The organism is Streptomyces sp. A0642 (genome assembly GCF_004795105.1).
Taxonomy (GTDB): Bacteria; Actinomycetota; Actinomycetes; order Streptomycetales; family Streptomycetaceae; genus Streptomyces.
This window is the reverse complement of the sequence record NZ_SSBL01000024.1, coordinates 86,056-101,693: the sequence shown is the minus strand read 5'-3', so window position 1 is coordinate 101,693 and position 15,638 is coordinate 86,056. Positions and strand designations below refer to the sequence as shown.

General features: G+C 71.9%; 15 protein-coding genes. 9 read left to right on the top strand and 6 right to left on the bottom strand.

Annotated features, from left to right (window positions below):
* Positions 1–124 precede the first annotated feature (124 nt).
* Both E6R60_RS29870 and E6R60_RS29865 read left to right on the top strand, forming a co-directional pair.
* Positions 125–1,258: a beta-lactamase family protein gene (locus E6R60_RS29870; protein ID WP_240802728.1), complete on the top strand. Its 1,134-nt coding sequence runs from the start codon at positions 125–127 to the stop codon at positions 1,256–1,258.
* Between the two features lie 162 nt (positions 1,259–1,420).
* Positions 1,421–1,861: a VOC family protein gene (locus E6R60_RS29865; RefSeq protein ID WP_136329809.1), complete on the top strand. Its 441-nt coding sequence runs from the start codon at positions 1,421–1,423 to the stop codon at positions 1,859–1,861.
* Here E6R60_RS29865 and E6R60_RS29860 read toward each other — a convergent pair.
* Both E6R60_RS29860 and E6R60_RS29855 read right to left on the bottom strand, forming a co-directional pair.
* Entirely contained in the window at positions 1,807–2,793 is a 987-nt protein-coding gene (locus E6R60_RS29860) for an aminoglycoside phosphotransferase family protein (RefSeq protein ID WP_136329808.1), read from the bottom strand. The two genes, E6R60_RS29865 and E6R60_RS29860, sit on opposite strands and share 55 nt — an antisense overlap.
* Positions 2,794–2,943: 150 nt before the next feature.
* Positions 2,944–3,483 (bottom strand): hypothetical protein, encoded by a 540-nt coding sequence (locus E6R60_RS29855; protein ID WP_136329807.1) that lies wholly within the window; start codon positions 3,481–3,483, stop codon positions 2,944–2,946.
* A 139-nt stretch (positions 3,484–3,622) separates the two neighbouring features.
* On the opposite strand from E6R60_RS29855, the gene E6R60_RS29850 reads away from it, so the two are divergent.
* The 3 genes from E6R60_RS29850 (at position 3,623) to E6R60_RS29840 (ending at position 5,222) form a co-directional block, all read left to right on the top strand.
* Positions 3,623–4,093, top strand: a complete 471-nt coding sequence (locus E6R60_RS29850) for a helix-turn-helix transcriptional regulator (protein WP_136329806.1) — start codon at positions 3,623–3,625, stop codon at positions 4,091–4,093.
* Positions 4,094–4,120: 27 nt separating this feature from the next.
* On the top strand, positions 4,121–4,768 hold the full coding sequence (locus tag E6R60_RS29845) for a hypothetical protein (RefSeq protein ID WP_136329805.1): 648 nt from the start codon (positions 4,121–4,123) through the stop codon (positions 4,766–4,768).
* Positions 4,769–4,886: 118 nt separating this feature from the next.
* Entirely contained in the window at positions 4,887–5,222 is a 336-nt protein-coding gene (locus E6R60_RS29840) for a DUF2516 family protein (RefSeq protein WP_136329804.1), read from the top strand.
* Here E6R60_RS29840 and E6R60_RS29835 read toward each other — a convergent pair.
* From E6R60_RS29835 to E6R60_RS29820, 3 genes are all read right to left on the bottom strand, one after another.
* Positions 5,204–6,553: a response regulator gene (locus E6R60_RS29835; protein WP_136329803.1), complete on the bottom strand. Its 1,350-nt coding sequence runs from the start codon at positions 6,551–6,553 to the stop codon at positions 5,204–5,206. The genes E6R60_RS29840 and E6R60_RS29835 overlap by 19 nt on opposite strands.
* A 499-nt stretch (positions 6,554–7,052) precedes the next feature.
* A complete protein-coding gene (locus E6R60_RS29830) occupies positions 7,053–8,120 on the bottom strand; it encodes a C40 family peptidase (protein ID WP_136329802.1) in 1,068 nt (355 codons plus the stop codon).
* Between the two features lie 327 nt (positions 8,121–8,447).
* Complete coding sequence (locus E6R60_RS29820; RefSeq protein WP_136329801.1) at positions 8,448–9,224, bottom strand: class I SAM-dependent methyltransferase; 777 nt, start codon at positions 9,222–9,224, stop codon at positions 8,448–8,450.
* A gap of 210 nt (positions 9,225–9,434) precedes the next feature.
* On the opposite strand from E6R60_RS29820, the gene mshA reads away from it, so the two are divergent.
* From mshA to E6R60_RS29805, 3 genes are all read left to right on the top strand, one after another.
* Entirely contained in the window at positions 9,435–10,799 is a 1,365-nt protein-coding gene (gene mshA, locus E6R60_RS29815) for a D-inositol-3-phosphate glycosyltransferase (protein WP_136329800.1), read from the top strand.
* Positions 10,800–10,926: 127 nt separating this feature from the next.
* Entirely contained in the window at positions 10,927–11,454 is a 528-nt protein-coding gene (locus E6R60_RS29810; RefSeq protein ID WP_136329799.1) for a YbjN domain-containing protein, read from the top strand.
* A 153-nt stretch (positions 11,455–11,607) separates the two neighbouring features.
* Positions 11,608–13,341 (top strand): glycosyl hydrolase family 28-related protein, encoded by a 1,734-nt coding sequence (locus E6R60_RS29805; RefSeq protein WP_136329798.1) that lies wholly within the window; start codon positions 11,608–11,610, stop codon positions 13,339–13,341.
* Positions 13,342–13,530: 189 nt separating this feature from the next.
* On the opposite strand, the gene E6R60_RS29800 is transcribed toward E6R60_RS29805, so the two are convergent.
* Positions 13,531–14,544 (bottom strand): aminoglycoside phosphotransferase family protein, encoded by a 1,014-nt coding sequence (locus E6R60_RS29800; protein ID WP_136329797.1) that lies wholly within the window; start codon positions 14,542–14,544, stop codon positions 13,531–13,533.
* A 244-nt stretch (positions 14,545–14,788) separates the two neighbouring features.
* Between E6R60_RS29800 and E6R60_RS29795 the strand changes: the two genes are divergently transcribed.
* A complete protein-coding gene (locus E6R60_RS29795; protein WP_136329796.1) occupies positions 14,789–15,592 on the top strand; it encodes a hypothetical protein in 804 nt (267 codons plus the stop codon).
* Positions 15,593–15,638 lie beyond the last annotated feature (46 nt).

Below are 15,638 nucleotides of genomic sequence, written 5' to 3'. Positions count from 1 at the left end.
TAATGAGGACATGGGGGTGCGGCACGTCGGGGGAAGGCGGACCGCATGCCTCTCGTGCCCTGTCAGCCGGGCTCTTTCCATCGATGCGGAAACTCGTCCCGGCTCATCCGAAAGGACGCATGACGTGAAGAACACACTGGACACCGCCGCCCTGGGTGCGGCCCTCGACCACGTCCACCGGGCCGGGATGCCCGGGCTGTTCGCCGAGGTGCGGGACGGCGAGCAGGTCTGGCGCGGCGCCGCGGGCACTGCCGACGTGTCGACCGGCCGCCCCGTCACCACCGGCATGCGGCACCGCGTCGGCAGCATCACCAAGACCTTCACCGCCGCCGCGGTCCTGCAGCAGGCCGAGAGCGGCCGGATCGGTCTCGACACACCCGTCGGCCGGTACCTCCCGGAGCTGGTGCCCGGAGAGCGCGGTGAGGCGATCACGGTCCGGATGCTGCTCAACCACACCAGCGGCCTCGCCGAGTACCTCCCGTACGCCTATCCCTCGCTCAAGGCGTTCCCCGTCCTCGCGGAGACGGGGCCCGAGAGTCTGGACGACCTCCGGTTCACCCGCTTCGACCCGCTCGAACTGATCGCGATGGGCGTCGCCGCACCTCCCGTCGGGACCCCGGGTGGCACGCCGGGTGTGTACTCCAACACCAACTACCTGCTGCTCGTCCAGCTTCTGGAACTGGCCGCGGGCACCACGGCCGAGCGCTACATCACCCGCAACGTCATCGAGCGCGCCGGGCTCCGGCACACCGGACTCCCCACCGGGCCGCACGTGGAGGGCCCGCACTCCCGGCTCTACGAGTCCTGGTTCGGCATGATCGACCCGCCGCGCGACTACAGCGTCTTCGACATGTCCTGGGTGGGCCCGTCGGCTTCGCTGATATCGACGGTCGCGGACCTCAACCGCTTCTACGGCGCACTGCTGGCCGGACAGATCGTCGGCCCGTCGTCGCTGGAGCAGATGCGCCGGACCGTCCCGGTCGTCTCCCAGGAGGGGAGGCTGATCGAGTACGGTCTCGGCCTGCACCCGATGGAAGGCCCGGCGGAAGACCCCGGCCGCACCTTCTGGGGTCACGGCGGGACGGTCTGGGGCGGCGGTGCGCTGGCGATGACCCGCGCCGACGGCGGGCGCCAGATGGCGATCGCGGTGAACATGCAGAGGTGGAACAGGCTCGACGCCACGGGCCGGCCGCAGCCGCATCCGATCGACGCCGCGCTGATGGATCTCTACCGGGTGGCGATGTACGGGGACCGGTGACCGTCACTCCGTCGTCGGCGGTGCGGGGTTCGCGGCGGTGCGATCCGGTTTTCCGGAGTCGGGTGGTCCGAGGATGTCGAGAACGTGCCACCGGCTCCGTCCCAGGGACGTCGGCGGCAAGCGGCCGCCACCGGCCGCACGAGGAGCAGGGAGAGAAACGGCATGGGCATTCAGCGGATGGACAACGTCGGCATCGTCGTCGAGGACATGGACGCCGCCGTCGCGTACTTCGTGGAACTCGGCATGGAGCTGGAGGGAAGGACGGAGGTCAAGGGCCTCGTCGCCGACGAGTGCACCGGACTCGACGGCGTGCACTGCGACATCGCGATGCTCAGGACCCCGGACGGTCACAGCCGGCTCGAACTGTCGAGGTACCGCACCCCCGCGGCGACCAGCGACGGCCCGCGCGACCGGCCGCACAACATCCTGGGCACGCACCGCGTCATGTTCGCCGTCGACGACATCGAGGACACCGTGGCCCGCCTGCGCCCTCATGGCGCCGAACTCCTCGGCGAGATCGCCCGGTTCGAGGACGTCTACCTCCTCTGCTACGTCCGCGGCCCGGAGGGCGTCATCGTCGGACTGGCGCAGGAGCTGCGCTGAGCATGCGACGCCGTGGGCGTCGTTCCACGTGATGCGGCGTCAGCGAGGATCGACTGGAGCCGGGCCCGGCATTCGGCGACGAAGGCCGGGAAGGTGTGCCGGTAGTACGAGATCCCGCTGACGCCCACCGCGACAGCCCAGGCGCGGGCGCGGGTCCAGGTCGCGTCGTCGAGGTCCAGGGCGTCCCAGTACGCGTGTCGTGCTCGGGGCGGCAGGTCCCAGACCGTGGAGTGCTCGGCGTCGGGGAAGCCGACCGACAGCCCTCCGAAGTCGATGACGGCGTGCAGTCGGCCTCCCCGGACCAGGAGGTTGCTCGGCTTGAGGTCGCCGTGGAGCCACACATGAGGCCCGTCGGGCTCGGGGAGCGCGAGCGCGCCCCGCCACAGGCGCTCCAGAGTGTCGATGTCGAGCTCCGCTCCCACGATGGCCCGGCAGTCGTCGAGACACGTGCTGATCCACTGGTCGCACGGCCCCAGCCCGCCTCCGCGATACCAGCTGAGGCCGTCTGCGCGCGTCGCGCCCATGAGGTCGATGCGGTGGAGTTCCCCCACGACCGCCGCCAGGTCGGCACCGAAGGCGGCCCAGTCGTGGACGGTGTCGGGGCCGGCCTCGTCCCCGTCGATCCAGCGATGGACCGACCAGGCCAGCGGGAAGACGTCGGCGGGCGTTCCGGCGTGGACGGGCTCGGGGATCGGACAGGACAGGAGGGGTGCCAGGCGGGGAAGCCACTCCTGTTCCTTCCGTACGGAGCGTCCGTTGTCGGCGGTTCGCGGGAGCCGTACGAGGAGCTCGTCGCCAAGCCGGTACATGGTGTTGTCCGTGCCCTCACCCGCCGGCGACAACGGCAGGCCGGCCCACTCCGGACGCTGCGCCCGCAACAGCGCCCGGACCAGAGTCTCGTCGACCGGGATCTCGTTCTCATGCAGCGTCATGCCGGAAGTCTCACCGCTGGGTGGGACGGGAAGCGAGTGACTTTCCGCCGGCGGAGCAGGGGCGCCGCCGGCGAACGCCGCCGCAGGGCCATGATCAGGGCGAACGCGGCCCGAGGCCAAGGGCTTTCCCGCAGGAAGTGCGGGACAGCCTCAGGAAGGCCCGGCGGTGTCGAGGGCGTGTTCCTTGAGGAACGCGCCCGCATGGGCCGCTGCTTCCTCCGCGGTCGCGCAGCGCGCCCCGTCCCCTGTCCCGGCGGATGCTCCGTCAGCGCCCACGCCTGCCCAACTCCACTCGCCGGACGGCGCCTGCACCAGCTCGGCGGTCCCCCCGAAGAGCGCCAGCGCGCTCCGGCCGGCGGCCGCGGGCGCCGGACGGCTGACGGCCTCGGGCCACTTCTTACGGGCCCCCTGCCGGGTGATTCCCCAGACAGCCCCCATCTGCTCGTAACTGGCGCCGTAGGAACCGGCGGTAGCCGCCGCCTGTGCGGTCAACCGCTTGACCTCGGCATCCACCACCTTCCAAGCGGCCAGCACGGACAGGGTCACCTCGATGGGATCCGCTTCCCACATGCGGTCCGCGGGCAGGCCGGTCTGCCGGGAGCGAATCGCCGAGGCCAGTGGATCCAAGGCGTCGTACAGGGCCTTGGCGAGTCCAGTCTGTTCGTCCGGGGTGATCTCGAAGGAAGGCATGCGGCAACTATAGTTTCCGCAGTCGTCGATGGAAACTAAAGTTTACGAACATGCTCCGCGCATCGCCCGTCCGAGTGGTTCCAGACACTTTTGCAAGCAGGCGCTTGCAAAAGTTAGCAACGGGGTCCACCATCGGGACATGGCCTCACTCAACGTCGGCAATCTCGGCGAGTACCTGCGCGAGCAGCGCCGTACCGCGCAGCTGTCGCTGCGGCAGCTCGCCGAGGCCGCCGGGGTGTCCAATCCCTATCTCAGCCAGATCGAGCGCGGGCTGCGCAAGCCCAGTGCCGAGGTCCTTCAGCAGGTCGCCAAGGCGCTGCGGATCTCTGCCGAGACCCTGTACGTACGGGCCGGGATCCTGGATGAGCGGGAGCGGGAGGAGCTGGAGACGCGGGCGGTGATTCTGGCCGATCCGTCGATCAACGAGCGGCAGAAGAGCGTGCTGCTCCAGATCTACGCCTCCTTCCGCAAGGAGAACGGGTTCGAGGACGAGCCCGTGGACTCCGCGGACGAGGAGGGGCGCGCGTCCGGTGCGGATGCGCCCTTCAGTGCCGACGGCGGTGCTGCCGATACAGATACAGGTTCCAAGCCTTCAAAACCCTCACACTGAGTCTGATGATCCGGGAGGACCACAGTCATGGCCATCACCGATGACCTGCGCAAGACCCTCACCGACCCCACGCCCCTCTACTTCGCCGCCGGTACGGCCGATCTCGCCGTGAAGCAGGCCCGGAAGGTTCCGGCCCTGATCGAGCAGCTGCGGGCCGAGGCGCCGGAGCGCATCGAGGCGGTGCGCAACACCGACCCCAAGGCCGTGCAGGAGAAGGTGGCCGAGCAGGCCAAGGAGGCGCAGGCCACCCTTCAGGCCAAGGTCAGCGAGGTGATCGGCGCGTTCGACACCGACCTGAAGAAGCTGGGCGAGAGTGCCCAGGACCTGGCGCTGCGCGGCGTCGGCGTGGCCGCGGAGTACGCGGTCAAGGCCCGGGAGACGTACGAGAAGGTCGCCGAGCGCGGCGAGCAGAGCGTGCGGACGTGGCGTGGCGAGACGGCCGACGAGATCGTCGAGATCGCCGTCGTCGTCGAGCCGCGCAAGGAGTCGAAGCCGGAGACGGCGAAGACCGAGCCGAAGCCCGCCGCGAAGCCGGTGGCCGCCAAGCCCGCGCCGGCCGTCAAGCCCGCGCCCAGGACCGTCAAGGCCGAGGACAAGCAGTCGCCCGCGGCCGCCAAGAAGGCGCCCCTGCGCAAGCCCGCCGCGAAGAAGACCACGCCTCCCACCGCCAAGTAGCCCCACGATGCCCGGCACGTGTGCCGGGGCGGCGGGCGGGCACCTTTCGGGGTGTTCCGGTCGTTGTCCCGGTACCTTGGCCGCGAGGCGCTCATCCACTCACTAGGCGGTGCACCCCATGTTGCTCGAAGGCTTCAACTCCATCCTCGGGCTGATCTTCACGGCCATGACCGTTCTCGCCGTGGTGGCCTTCGTCATGGCCGCGATCGCCCGTGAGGACGCCTACCGCGCCGCGGACAAGCAGAAGAAGTCCTTCTGGCTGATCATTCTCGGCATCGCGGTGGTGGTGAACCTCTGGGTGCCGATGCTCTTCCTGCAGATCGCCGGGCTGATCGCGTCCATCGTGTTCTTCGTGGACGTACGGCCCGCGCTCAGGGCCGTGTCGGGCGGCGGCCGCCGGCGGGGCGGCTCCAGCAGCGACGGTCCGTACGGGCCCTACAACGGCGGGCGTTGAGCGCCTGCGGGTGACACCTGTCCGGGGCGGGGGCGCGGGATGCTCCGGCCCCGGTCGCCGTTGCGCGTCCGGTTGCGCACGGTGTCCTGGTCGCGGTCGAGCAGCAGGACCGCGACGTCGTCGGTGAGTTCGCCGCCGTTGAGGTCGCGGACGTGCGTGACCGCCGCCTCCAGGAGGTCCTCGCCGGTCAGGCCCTCGGCCAGCTGACGATTGATCATCGCGACCATGCCGTCCTGGCCGAGACGCTGTGTGCCGTCGCCGACGCGGCCCTCGATCAGCCCGTCGGTGTACATCATCAGGCTCCAGGAGCCGCCCAGTTCCACCTGCCGGCGCGGCCAGCGGGCGCGCGGCAGCAGGCCCAGCGCCGGGCCGCCGTCGTCGTACGGAAGCAGGTGCGCGGCCCGGCCCTGGCGGGTGATCAGCGGTGCGGGATGGCCCGCCAGGCACAGTCCCGCGCGGCGGCCGTCGGGGGCGATGTCGACCGTGCAGAGCGTCGCGAAGATCTCCTCGCTCTGCCGTTCGTGCTCCAGGACCTGCTGGAGCGTGGAGAGCAGTTCGTCGCCGCAGAGCCCTGCCAGGGTCAGCGCGCGCCAGGCGATCCGCAGTTCCACGCCGAGTGCCGCTTCGTCCGGGCCGTGGCCGCAGACGTCGCCGATCATCGCGTGCACGGTGCCGTCGGGGGTGCGGACCGTGTCGTAGAAGTCGCCGCCGAGCAGCGCGCGGCTGCGGCCGGGGCGGTAGCGGGCCGCGAAGCGCAGATCGGAGCCGTCGAGCAGCGGGGTGGGCAGCAGTCCCCGCTCCAGGCGGGCGTTCTCCTGGGCGCGCAGCCGGGACTCGGTGAGCTGGTGCTGGGCGACGTCGGCGCGTTTGCGCTCGACGGCGTAGCGGATGGCGCGGCTGAGGAGCCTGCCGTCGAGCTCGCCGCGGAAGAGGTAGTCCTGCGCCCCCACGCGTACGGCCTCGGCGGCCAGCTCGGCGTCGTCCTCGGCCGTGAGGGCGAGCACGGCGTGCCGGGGCGCGATCCGCAGCACGTACTTGAGGGTGGCGAGCTCGTCGGGCTCCGCGTCCGGTCCGCCGCGCGTCTCGGCGCCGGACGGCAGCGCCAGGTCCAGCAGGATGCAGTCCACGTCGTCGGTGAGGAGCCGGCCCGCCTCGGTGAGGTTGCGGGCGGCGCGGATACGGACCCGGGCACCGGCCGCCGCGGAGAGCTCCGGGACGTTGAAGGTGCCCGCCGGGTCGTCCTCGATCACCAGCAGGGTGAGGTCGGTCCCACTGCTGGTTTCCGCAGCGGAAACGGGACGCTGCTGCGGCACGGGTACGGATACGGGCATCGGTTCGGGTTTCCTTCCCTCCCCCCGAGGGCGCGGCGGGACGACGATCGACGACCCGCCAGTCGGGGACGATAGCGGTACGGGACGCGGGAGCGGAATGGTGCACGGCACCCGGCCTCCGTCATATGCACCGCCATAAGCCGCGTCAGGTCACGGATCCGGCGCGATGCGGCGCCCGGGGGCGTCCAGGGCGGCATGACAAAGGTCACGCCACCCGCCAGGGGCGGAGTGGCGCCGCTCACGCGGGCGGCCGCGGTTGCGTGCCGCGGGCGTTCGCGGTGCGTGGCCGGGCGGCCCGCGGAGGTCTCCCGGCCGGGCTGCGGGCGGGGGCGCAGGGTCGGTTCCGGGCGGGGGAGCAGCCGGCTCCGGGCCGGCCCGCCGGTCGTGGCGAGCACCGGGAGGCCGGCCCCCGTTCGTTCCGCGCCGGTCGTGGCGAGCGCCCGGAGGCCGCTCCGCGCCCTGCCGGTGGTGACGAGCACGCAGAGTCCGGCCCCCGCCCCTACCGGTCGGGGCGGACGACTCCGAGGATCTCCATCGAGCCCGCCCCCGCGAGCGTGACGTTCCGGCCCGGGCGCGGGGCGTGCACGATCGCGCCGTCCCCGATGTACATCCCCACGTGGCTGGCGTCGCTGTGGTAGATGATCAGGTCGCCGGGGCGCATGTCCTTGATCGCGATGTGCGGCAACAACCGCCACTGCTCCTGCGAGGTGCGCGGGATCGGCCGCCCGGCCGACGCCCACGCCCGGGACGTCAGTCCGGAGCAGTCGTACGACTTGGGGCCCACGGCCCCCCATTCGTACGGCAGGCCGATCTTGGAGGTGGCGAAGGCCACCGCCTTCCTGCCGGTCGCGCTGGCCTCGCGGTTGATCTCCTTCAGCGCACCGGAACCCAGCCAGGCGGTCTGCGACGCGTACTCCGCCTCCTGCTCCAGCCGGAGAAGCCGTTCGCGCTCCTTCTTCTCCAGCTGGGACTCCAGCTTCTTCGCCGCCGCTATCTGCGCGTTGATCTTCTTCTTGGCCTTGGCCTGCTTGACGCGATTGGCTTCGAGCTTGGTCCAGTTGGTGCTCGCGTCCTGCGTGTACGTCTCCAAGTCCTGCTGGGTCCTGTTCAGTTCCCCCAGGAGCCCCTTGGCGGCCTTCTGGCCCTGCCGGGCCCGGCTGACCCCGTCCAGGAAGAGGCTCGGGTCACCGCTGAGCATCAGGCGGGCGCCCGGCGGCAGTCCGGCGTTGCGGTACTCCTCGCGGGCCTGGGCGCCCGCCCGGCTCTTGAGCTCGGCGATCTTCGCCTGGCCCTCCACGATGGCCTGGGCCAGCTTGACGATCTCGCCCGACTGCTTCTCGGCCTTCTCCTCGGCGAGGTTGTACGCGTCCGTGGCCGATCCCGCGGCGCGGTAGAGGGCGTCGATCTCCTGACGGACCTCTTCGAGGCTCTTCTTCACCGGCCGGTCCGTGGCGGGGGGCGTGGGTGAAGGGGGCGCGGGTGCGGCAAGGGCCTGGACCGGTGAGGCCAGGACCGCCATCGCGCAGACCAGAGTGATCGCGGCAGCGGCACAGTGGCGTCGGTACACGAAGCTCCCCCTCCGGACGGATCCTGTGGATCTGACTGGAATCTGATTTACCGTCAGTAACTTATGGCGCCGACGAGATCGTGCCATGCCCTACCGAAAAGCAACAGAGGCAGACACATCTCCGGGGCCCCCGGACCGCCGCAGCGCTCCCCGGGCCCGGCCGCCCCCTCGGCCCGGCACCCGGGCCCGCCCCCTGGAAGGGCCCCGGGTCCGGCCCTGGTTCAGGCCCCCTGTTCTGGGACGAACGATGCCGTGCCGGCGTTCCCGTCGCCGGAGGAGTTCACCCTGCGCTCCGCGTGCCGGGGCCCCGCGTTCTCCGCGTGTGGGTCACCGTGCGGGCCGCAGCGCATCCCACTCCACCGTCACCTCGCCCTGGCGCCACCGCCGTACGCCGTCGGTCAGCGGCCACTCGCCCGACAGGGCCCGTACGGCGGTGATCCACCGCTGCCGGGCGCCCAGCGCGGCGTACGGAGAGGCCGCCGCCCAGGCCCGGTCGAAGTCGCGCAAAAAGGCGTGGACGGGCTCACCCGGCACATTGCGGTGGATCAGCGCCTTGGGCAGCCGCTCGGCGAGGTCGGAGGGGCGGCCGAGGGAGCCGAGCCGGGTCGCGAAGGTGACCGTGCGAGGGCCCTCCGGGCCCAGCGCCACCCACACGTGGCGCCGCCCGATCTCGTCACAGGTGCCCTCCACCAGCAGGCCGCCCGGAGCGAGCCGGGCGCACAGGCGCCGCCACACCACGGCGACCTCGTCCTCGTCGTACTGGCGCAGGACGTTCGCCGCCCGGATCAGATCGGGCCGGCCGGGCAGCGGGATCTCGAAGCCGCCGTGGAGGAAGGTGAGGCCCTCGCGCTCGTACGGGCGGGCCGCCTCGACCCGCTCGGGGGAGATCTCGATGCCCGCCACGGACGTGCGGGGCTCGACGGTGCGCAGGCGCTCCAGCAGCTCGACGGCGGTCCACGGCGCGGCGCCGTACCCGAGGTCGACCGCCACGGGGGCGTCGGCGCGGCGCAGGGCGGGGCCGTGCGTGGCGGCGATCCAGCGGTCCATGCGGCGCAGCCGGTTCGGGTTGGTGGTCCCGCGGGTCGCGGTGCCGATCGGGCGCATGACACAGAGCGTAACCACTCGCACGAGTCGTCGGCCGTCGCCCGCGGCGCGCCGGGGTCGTACCGTAATGATTTGGCAAAACGGAAATGAAAGGAGGAGTTCCGCTGTTCCAGCCTTCCGAAAGGGACCGCGCGCCCCTTCGGTGCCATGCCTGAACGAATGTCTGAACGAAGCCGGTACCAGGGCCATGAGCGAGGAGGACCGGACGACGTGAGCCAGTACGTCTCCCGGCTCGGCAGCAGCCGGGTCGCGCCGCGCCTCAGGTTCCCCGCAGGCTTCACCGGCTCCTTCCCCGGCGGACACCGCAAGCCGCGCCGCGTGGCGATGCTCTCCGTGCACACCTCCCCGCTGCACCAGCCGGGAACGGGCGACGCGGGCGGCATGAACGTGTACATCGTGGAGCTCGCCAAGCGTCTGGCCGCGATCAACATCGAGGTCGAGATCTTCACCCGTTCGACCACCGGCGCCCTGCCTCCGGCCGTCGAGATGGCGCCGGGCGTCCTGGTCCGCCACGTCGACGCGGGGCCGTACGAGGGTCTGGCCAAGGAGGAGCTGCCCGCCCAGCTCTGCGCCTTCACGCACGGCGTGATGCAGGCGTGGGCCGGACAGCGCCCCGGCTACTACGACCTGGTGCACTCCCACTACTGGCTCTCCGGCCAGGTCGGCTGGCTCGCCGCCCAGCGCTGGGGCGTCCCGCTCGTCCACGCCATGCACACCATGGCCAAGGTCAAGAACGCCGCGCTCGCCGAGGGTGACACCCCCGAGCCCGCCGCCCGCGTCATCGGCGAGACCCAGATCGTGCACGCCTCCGACCGGCTGATCGCGAACACCGCCGAAGAGGCCGGAGAACTGGTCCGCTTCTACGAGGCGGACCCGGGCGCCGTCGCCGTCGTCCACCCCGGCGTCAACCTGGACCGCTTCCGCCCCGCGGACGGCCGCGCCGCGGCCCGCGCCCGCCTCGGACTGCCGCAGGACGCCCTGATCCCGCTCTTCGCGGGCCGCATCCAGCCGCTGAAGGCCCCGGACATACTGCTGCGCGCCGTCGCCGCCCTGCTGGACCGGGACCCCTCCCTGCGGTCCCGGATCGTCGTGCCCGTCGTCGGCGGCCCCAGCGGCAGCGGGCTGGCCAAGCCGGAGGGACTCCAGAAGCTGGCCGCCCGCCTCGGCGTCGCCGACGTGGTGCGGTTCCATCCGCCGGTCGGGCAGGACCAGCTCGCCGACTGGTTCCGGGCCGCGTCCGTGCTGGTCATGCCCTCGTACAGCGAGTCCTTCGGCCTGGTCGCCATAGAGGCCCAGGCGGCCGGCACCCCGGTCGTCGCGGCGGCCGTGGGCGGTCTGCCGGTGGCGGTCCGGGACGGGGTCAGCGGCTTCCTGATCCCCGGGCACGACCCGGAGGCGTACGCGGAGGCGCTGGCGCGCTTCGCGAACGCGCCGGAGCTCGTCGAGCGGATGGGCGGCGCCGCCGCGGCGCACGCGCAGCGCTTCGGCTGGGACACGGCGGCTGCGGCGACCGCGGACGTGTACTCCGCGGCGGTGCAGGAACACCGGCGCCGGGCGCGCACGCACCACGGGTGAGAGCGCGGGCGAGCGACGCCTGCCGCGCCGTCCGCCCGGGACCCCGGCGTGCGCCTGCCGGAACCCGTGGCGTGCGCCTGCCTCACCGCTGACGTACGCCCGCCCACCGCTGACGTACGCTCGCCTCATGGCTGACGTACCAGAGGAAGCGGCGACGCCGCAGGTCACACGGGTCGCGCAGGTCATCGAGGCGACGCTGGAGGATGCCGGGCTCGACTGGGAGAGCCCCGGGCCCGGCCATTACGTCGTGCAACTGCCCGGCACCCGCAAGCTCGCCACCACCTGCTCGCTCATCGTCGGCGCGCACGCGCTGTCCCTCAACGCCTTCGTCATCCGCCACCCGGACGAGAACGACGCGGCGGTGCACCGCTGGCTGCTGGAGCACAACCTCCGCCTCTTCGGCGTGAGTTACGCGATCGACTCGCTCGGGGACGTCTACCTCGTCGGCAAGCTGCCGCTCTCCGTGGTGACGCCCGGCGAGCTGGACCGGCTGCTCGGTGTCGTGCTGGAGGCCGCCGACGGCGCCTTCAACCCCCTTCTGGAGCTCGGTTTCGCCGGCGCGATCCGCAAGGAGTATGCCTGGCGGGTCTCGCGCGGCGAGTCCACACGGAACCTGGAAGCGTTCACCCATCTGACCCAGCGCCCCGCGGACTGACGGGCAGCACGCCCACGCCACCGGCCGAGTCCGGCTGAGGATTTACCCGGTGCACGACCCTTTCGCCGTGCACCGGGCTCGTGGCATGCTCACCGCCGACGCAGATATGAACATCGTTCACATCCGTGATGGACAGGAAGGTGGGCCGGGCTCATGGCGACCAAGGGGACCGACGCGACCCAGGGAAGCGTCAGCAGGCGTGGACTGCTCGGCAGCGCGGTGGCCGTCGCCGCCGCCGCCGCGACGGGAACGCTGAGCGGCGGGACGGCCCTCGCCGCGGGCGGCGACACGATCGCCGCCGGCGGCCGGGCCCGGTTCACGCCGCTGTGGCGGGAGTTCGCCGCAGCGCCCTTCACCCACCCGCAGATCCCGTTCATCGGCCGGGCCGGCTACCGCGCCGGCTCCGAGCTGCCCCGCCCCCGCCCCGGCCACGGCTTCACCGCCGACGTCCTGCACTACGGCGCCGAGCCGGACGGCTCCGCCGACGCCGCCCCCGCGATCAACCGTGCCATCGCCGCTGCCGGACGACGCGGCGGTGGCACGGTCCTCATCCCCGAGGGCACGTACCGCATCGACGACGTCATCCGCATCGGCCACAGCAACGTCGTGGTCCGCGGCGCCGGCAGCGGCCGCACCACGCTGCACGCGACGAAGAACCTCACCGAGCTCATCGGCGTGTACGGCAGCCGCTACGGAGGTGACAAGTCCAGCTGGTCCTGGGCGGGCGGTCTCATCTGGCTCTGCCCCGAGGCCCGTTGGACCTCGCTCACCGACGCCATCAAGGCGAAGGCCTGGCCGTTCGAAGGATGGACGGGCAACAGGCGCGACGCCTGGCAGACCCTGACCACCGTCGCCCCCGCCCGGCTCGGCGACCGCACGATCACCGTCGACGACACCCGGAGGCTGAAGCGCGGCGCACTCGTCCTCCTCCGCCTCGCCGACGACTCCGCCCACACCCTCCTGGAGCACATGGCGGGCGGCGGCGCCGGTGCCGCGGCGTACTACTGGGACGACAAGACCAAGCTGACGTCGTACGTCCCCTACGAGTGGCCGGTCCGCATCACCGCCGTGCACGGCCGCCGGGTCACTCTGGAGCGGCCCCTCCCCCTCGACGTCCGCCCCGAGTGGGACCCGCGCCTCACCACCCTGGCCACCCCGCTCACCGGCTCGGGCGTCGAAGGGCTCACCCTCGAAGCGGTGGAGACCCCGCAGTCGCCGCACCTGCTCGACCAGGGCTACAACGGCGTCGCGTTCCAGTGCGCGTACGACTGCTGGGCCGACGACGTCACCGTCCGCCACGTCGACAACGGCTTCGGCCTCATCGGCGCGTCCGCCTGCACCCTGCGCCGCACGAAGGTCGCGGGGCGCGGCTCGCACCACCCGTACTACTGCCGCGAGGGCAGTCACGACAACCTGATCGAGGACTTCACCATCGAGCAGCGCACCGTGCCGGCACCCTCCGGGACGCAGCTGCACGGCATCAACGTCGAGGGACTGTCCAGCCACAACGTCTGGTCGCGCGGCGTGATGGAGATGGGCACCTTCGACTCGCACCGCGGGATGCCGTTCGCGAACGTCCGCACCGACATCACGGTGAACAACAACGGGCGCCACGGCGGCGACGCGAGCGCCGGACCGCTGTTCGGCGCCCGCTTCACGCACTGGAACATCCGCGTCACCAACGGCCGGGCCGGCCTGATGCGGATCGACGGCCTCGCCCCGTACAGCGCGACCGTCGGGGTGAGCGAGGTGAAGGAGTTCGACCAGACCGACGTCCCCGACTTCACCGGCGACCTGCACACCCGCCTGGAGGCGTACGGAACTCCGCAGGCCGTGAGCCCGCACAACCTGCACGACGCCCAACGGGCCTTGGCGCGCCGGATCTGAGGGCTGTCCCGCGATTCCTGGCGGGCGCCCGACGACAGCTACGGCACCTCGCCGCGTTGTCGGAACGCCCGCATACATCCAGTATGCGGGCGCCTCTCCGTCTTGCGATGCACCGCATCTGACGCCGCGCGCTGATCCACCAGGAATGGCGGGACAGCCCTCAGAGGGCTCCGGCACCGCGGGCCACGGTCACCCCCGGGCCCGCAGCGCCGACTCCACGTCGTCGAGCGCCGCTTCGAGCCGCGGTGCCACCTCGTTCCACGTCCCTTCCAGCTGCTCGCCGGACGTCTTCCGGGGCACCGTCTCCACCAGCATGATCAGGTAGAGGTAGGCCCGGTACAGCGCGAGCCGCAGCCGCAGCGAACCGTCGAACTGCACCGGTCCGCCCGGCGCCGCCGACCCGTACCCGCTCAGGAAGTCCTCGTCCTGCTCCACGTTCCCGAACAGGGCGAGCGAGACGAAGTCGGCGGCCGGGTCGCCCCAGAACATCCGCTCCCCGTCGATGATCCCGCCGATCCGCCGCGCCCCCGGCTCCCCGGCGACCAGGACGTTGCCCTGCCACAGGTCGAAGTGGACCAGGGCGGGCCGGGAGACGTCGTCCAGTACGTACGAAGCGGCGCCGAGCCGGCGGGCGATGTCCTCGGGCGTACGCGGCAGCCGCGCCCCGTACGCCCGCGCGTCGTCCAGCACGGCATCGGTCATCGCGGTGAACGCCTCGCGCCACGTGGCGGCCAACGGGCCGAGGGCGGTGGAGGGATAGCCGAAACCGCCCGGCCCGGGCACGGTGTGCAGCCGGCCGACGACCCGCCCGAGCTCCGCGCGCAGCCGGCGCTCGTCGGCACCGGTCAGGACGCCGGCGATCTCGTGCCAGGGCCGCCCGGGACGCTCCGTCATGATCACGTACGCGCCCCCGGGGGCGGCCGGGTCGAGCCCGTGGTGCACGACGGCGGGGACGGCGGACTCCCCGGCGAGCGTGGCCGCGGCTTCGTAGAACGCGACCTCGTTCACCAGCAGATCGCGCTCATACCGCAGACGCTCACCGTCCGGCGGCGGCGTCTTCACCACCCACCGCCTGCCGTCGGCGAGCGCCACACGGGTGACGGAGTTGTAGGTGCCGCCGGCCAGCGCGTCACACGAGGCGACCAGCTCCGGAGCCACGCCCACGGAACCGAGCACGGCGGACAGGGCGGAACTCATCGCCATCAGGACCCCTTCGCAAGCGGCCACCCCCTGACGTGTTGCTGCCATCTGGGGCAATTGCCCAGTTCAGAGCCTTCACGAGGTGATCACGACGTCGTCACGATCACGGGCGATGCCCGCTATGACGGATTGCCAAACCACAGCGGGCTCATAGAGTTGGCAAACCCCACGATTCCTCATTGCCGCGCCGAACCCGGCGGCGGCCGCTCTCGTGCGGGTGGAACATCCTGAGACAGAAGGACGGGCCATGCGACCCACTGCCATACGCCGTACCGCCGTTGCCGCCACCGTGATGTCCCTGGCGCTGCTCACCGCGGCCTGCGGGTCGGACTCCGGGGACAGCGCCGGCAAGGACGACGGCAAGGGGGGCGCCACCTCCTCCGCCGAGCCCGCGGACAAGGGCGGCGACACGTCGTCCGCCAAGGCGCTGACCGCCGCCGAGCTGGAGAAGGTCTCGCTGGCCCAGGGTGACGTCAAGGGCCACAAGGTAGCCAAGGCCGGCCCCGCCGACTCGATCACCGGCGACGCCGTCACCACCGACAAGGCCGCCTGCGACGTCTTCGCCGACGCGCTGATGGGCGCCAAGTCCGGTACGCCTGCCGCGTCCACGCAGCGCAGGATCGCCAACCAGCCGAAGAAGGGCGGCGACAAGGAGAGCGACGACCCGGCGGAGGCGTTCAAGGCGGCCTTCGACATCACGACGACGCTCGACACGTTGTCCTCGTACGACGGCAAGGGCGCCGAGGAGGCGCTGGCCGGCCTGCGCACCGCCGCGACCGGGTGCGCCTCCGGCTTCACCTTCACCGCCGCCGGATCGAAGCAGAAGGTCCTCAAGATCGCGGAGGTGCCGGTCAAGGGCGGCGAGGAAGCCGTCGCCTGGACGGTGACGGTCGAGGCGGAAGGCGAGAAGAGCGCCATGAAGCTCATCGAGATCCGCAAGGGCACCACGCTCGCCTCGCTGACCGCGCTCAACCTCGGCGCGTCCGGCGCGGGCGGGGACTTCGAGCTGCCGACCGCCGTCATCGACGCCCAGGCGGCGAAGCTCGGCTGAGGACCGGTCAGGGCGCTGGGGCGCGCCCGGCACGGGCGTGACGGCC